This is a genomic window from Burkholderia sp. Ac-20379 (assembly GCF_017104645.1).
GTDB lineage: Bacteria > Pseudomonadota > Gammaproteobacteria > Burkholderiales > Burkholderiaceae > Burkholderia.
In genome coordinates this window covers 1-2,911 of sequence record NZ_JAAGPF010000557.1, presented here as the reverse complement: position 1 = coordinate 2,911, position 2,911 = coordinate 1, and the positions used below count along the sequence as shown (strand labels likewise).

Sequence of the window (2,911 nt, the reverse complement as noted above, 5' to 3'; positions counted from 1 at the left end):
AGCGCGGCGCGGCGGGCGAGGCGCCGGAGCGGGGCGGGGGCCGCATGGCCGGCACGGGGCTGGCGGGCGGCGAGAATGGAGCGGGCGAGTGTCTTCATCGGAGTTTTTTTGTGGGGTGTTGTCGTCGACTGGGCGATCGCGCGTCGCACGGGCGAAGCCTCGGCGCGCGGCTCGCCGGACTCAGACGCGGGCAAGGGCCGCGTGCTGGCCGGACCGATCCGTCTGGTGCGGATCGTGGGCCGGTTTCGGTGTGCCATCGATGCCGGGATCGATGGGGCCTGCGGCGTACGCATGCGGATGCGTGGGCGGCATCAGGCCGGCCAGCGCATCGTCGCGCAGGCTAAAGTAGGAATGCGAAACAAACAGGAATTCTTGCACGTACATCGCGATCTCCGCTGGGGCGGGTCCGGACACAACAGTCCATTGCCGGTGCGAACGATTCGCATCGGACATCGAGGTAGGCAGGCGGTCTTGAATGCGGCCCGAGCGGTGCGGGATCGGGCCGGAAGATGCGCGCTGCGCCGTCAATACGGGCAGCGGCGACAGGGAACTGTGGCTGCTAGCGCGTATCGGTCAGGGGGCCGCCGGGCTGGGCCGGCGAACAACTGTCGCTACTAGACATGGATTCCATGATTCTGGGTGGTCAGGGTGATTCGGTTCGAGACACGGCGGATTCTATGCCGTGCGCATTGGGCGACGCAACAAGAAATTGTGGCGTTTCGTCACCGGTGTGGATGGCTTGCGACGGCCTTGCACCGGCCGCGCGGCGACGATGCGGCGGCGCGATCCGGTGTACGCTCGCCGGGCGTTTGCACGGGCCGGGCATTCCGCGCGGCCCATCTCGAACCGGGAGCGAAAACATGCCTGCGATCTCTGGATTTCGTCGCCGTCTCCGCTGGATTGCCGTGGCCGCCGCCGCAACGTCGATGGCCGCGCCGCTGGCCGCACTTGCCCAGCCTTCCGGCGCGCCGCCGGCCGGCAGCGCCGTGGCCACGCCCGACAACGCTGTGCTGCTGACCGTCTTCCTCAAGCACGACCAGTCGCGCCCGCTGCGCGAGCTCAACGCGCAACTGGAGAAGCAGGGCTTCTACAAGGCGTTTCCACCGCCCGGCGTCGAGGTGGTGAGCTGGACCGTGACGATGGGTATCGGCCAGGTGATCGTGCTGCGCCTGCCTGCGTCACGCGTGCGCGAAGTCAACCGCGTGCTCGAGGACACCGCCTGGGGCGCTTATCGCACCGAGTTCTATCCCACCTACGATTACAAGGCGATCGGGTTGGCCGAGCATGCGCGGGCGCAGTAGCGCGGTCTGAGAAGCGCGGCCCGTGCGCCCCGGCCGTGCCGATTGATCGCCCCCATCGATCGCCCGATCGATAAAAAGCATTTTTTTCCCGCCGCCAACGCTGGCACAGTGAGGACTGCGAGGCGCCCGCGCCGCTGCCGCACCATCGCGGTGCGAGCCTCGCGGCGGCTGACACGCGAACTCAACGAGGCTCGTGTACAGTGCGCCCCTCGCGCAAGACATCCCGCATGTTTTTGCATGTCACAACGATCGTCGCCGTTCGGCGCCGATCGCTCGAACAGGCCGCCTTCGCGCGCGCCCGTTGTCAACACACTGGATTGGAAATCACATGTCTGTCAGTTCGGACGTCGCGGAAGACGTCATTCCCGTATCGGTCGAGCTATCCCCCGCGCAAACGCGCCGCGCGCTGCTCGCGCTCGGCGTGGGCGGCTTCGGCATCGGCACCGGCGAGTTCGTGATCATGGGCCTGCTGCCCAACGCGGCGCAGGATCTCGGCGTCTCGATCCCCACCGCGGGCCACCTGATCAGCATCTACGCGCTCGGCGTGGTGATCGGCGCGCCGGTGTTCGCCGTGCTCGGCGCGAAGTGGCCGCGCCGCGCGCTGCTGATCGCGCTGATGCTGTTCTTCACGCTCGGCAACCTGGCCAGCGCGATCGTGCCCGGCTTCGCGGGCGTGGCGATTGCTCGCCTGATCAGCGGCCTGCCGCACGGCACCTATTTCGGCGTCGCGGCGCTGGTGGCGGCCAGCCTCGTGCCGCGCGAGAAGCGCGCGCAGGCGGTGGCCAACGTGTTCGTCGGCCTGACGCTGGCGACGCTGCTCGGCGTGCCGCTGGTGGCCGCGATCGGCGAATGGCTCGGCTGGCGCGCGGCGTTCGCGATCGTCGGCGCAATTGGCGCGTTGACCGCGCTGCTGGTGCGCCTGTGGGTGCCGCACATGCCCGGCGATCCGAAGGCCAACCCGCTGCGCGAGCTGGGCGCGCTGCGCCGCAAGCAGGTGCTGCTCACGCTCGCCACGGGCGCGATCGGCTTCGGCGGGCTGTTCTCGGTGTTCAGCTACGTGAAGCCGACCATGACGGAACTCGCGCATGTGTCCGCCGCGGCGATTCCGATCGTGCTCGCGCTGTTCGGCGTCGGCTGCGTGGCCGGCAACCTGCTGGGCGCGCGCTTCGCCGATCGCGGGCTCGACCGCACCGCGCGCTACGTGCTGATCTGGACGGCCGTGGTGACGGCGGCGTTCTGCTTCACCGCGCATTACGCGGTGGCCGGCTCGATCAACGTGCTGCTGGTGGGCACGGTGATGGCGCTCGGCGCGATCCTGCAGACGCGCCTGATGGACGTGGCCGGCGACGCGCAAACGCTCGCCGCCGCGCTGAACCATTCGGCGTTCAACGCCGCGAACGCGCTCGGCGCGTGGCTCGGCGGCGTGGCCATCGACGCCGGCCTGGGCTGGTCGTCGACCGGCTGGGTGGGCGGCCTGCTGGCGATCGGCGGTTTGCTCGTGCATCACTGGGCGGTGGTCGACCTGCGCCGCCGGCCCCACGCGGCGAGCGCCTGAGCGCTCGCGCGGCTCCGTTCGCCCGACGGGCCGCGCGAACGCCTCCGGCCCGCTC

Annotated in this window: 3 protein-coding genes; 2 read left to right on the top strand and 1 reads right to left on the bottom strand. The window is 69.7% G+C overall.

Going from position 1 to position 2,911, the window contains the following annotated elements:
• Positions 1 to 180: 180 nt before the first annotated feature.
• A complete protein-coding gene (locus tag G3N92_RS32680; RefSeq protein ID WP_206131658.1) occupies positions 181 to 384 on the bottom strand; it encodes a hypothetical protein in 204 nt (67 codons plus the stop codon).
• A 542-nt stretch (positions 385 to 926) separates the two neighbouring features.
• Here G3N92_RS32680 and G3N92_RS32675 point away from each other — a divergent pair.
• The gene (locus tag G3N92_RS32675; protein WP_241015173.1) at positions 927 to 1,301 is read left to right on the top strand and encodes a hypothetical protein; all 375 of its coding nucleotides are present in this window, start codon (positions 927 to 929) and stop codon (positions 1,299 to 1,301) included.
• A gap of 328 nt (positions 1,302 to 1,629) precedes the next feature.
• The gene (locus tag G3N92_RS32670) at positions 1,630 to 2,856 is read left to right on the top strand and encodes an MFS transporter (RefSeq protein WP_206131656.1); all 1,227 of its coding nucleotides are present in this window, start codon (positions 1,630 to 1,632) and stop codon (positions 2,854 to 2,856) included.
• Positions 2,857 to 2,911 lie beyond the last annotated feature (55 nt).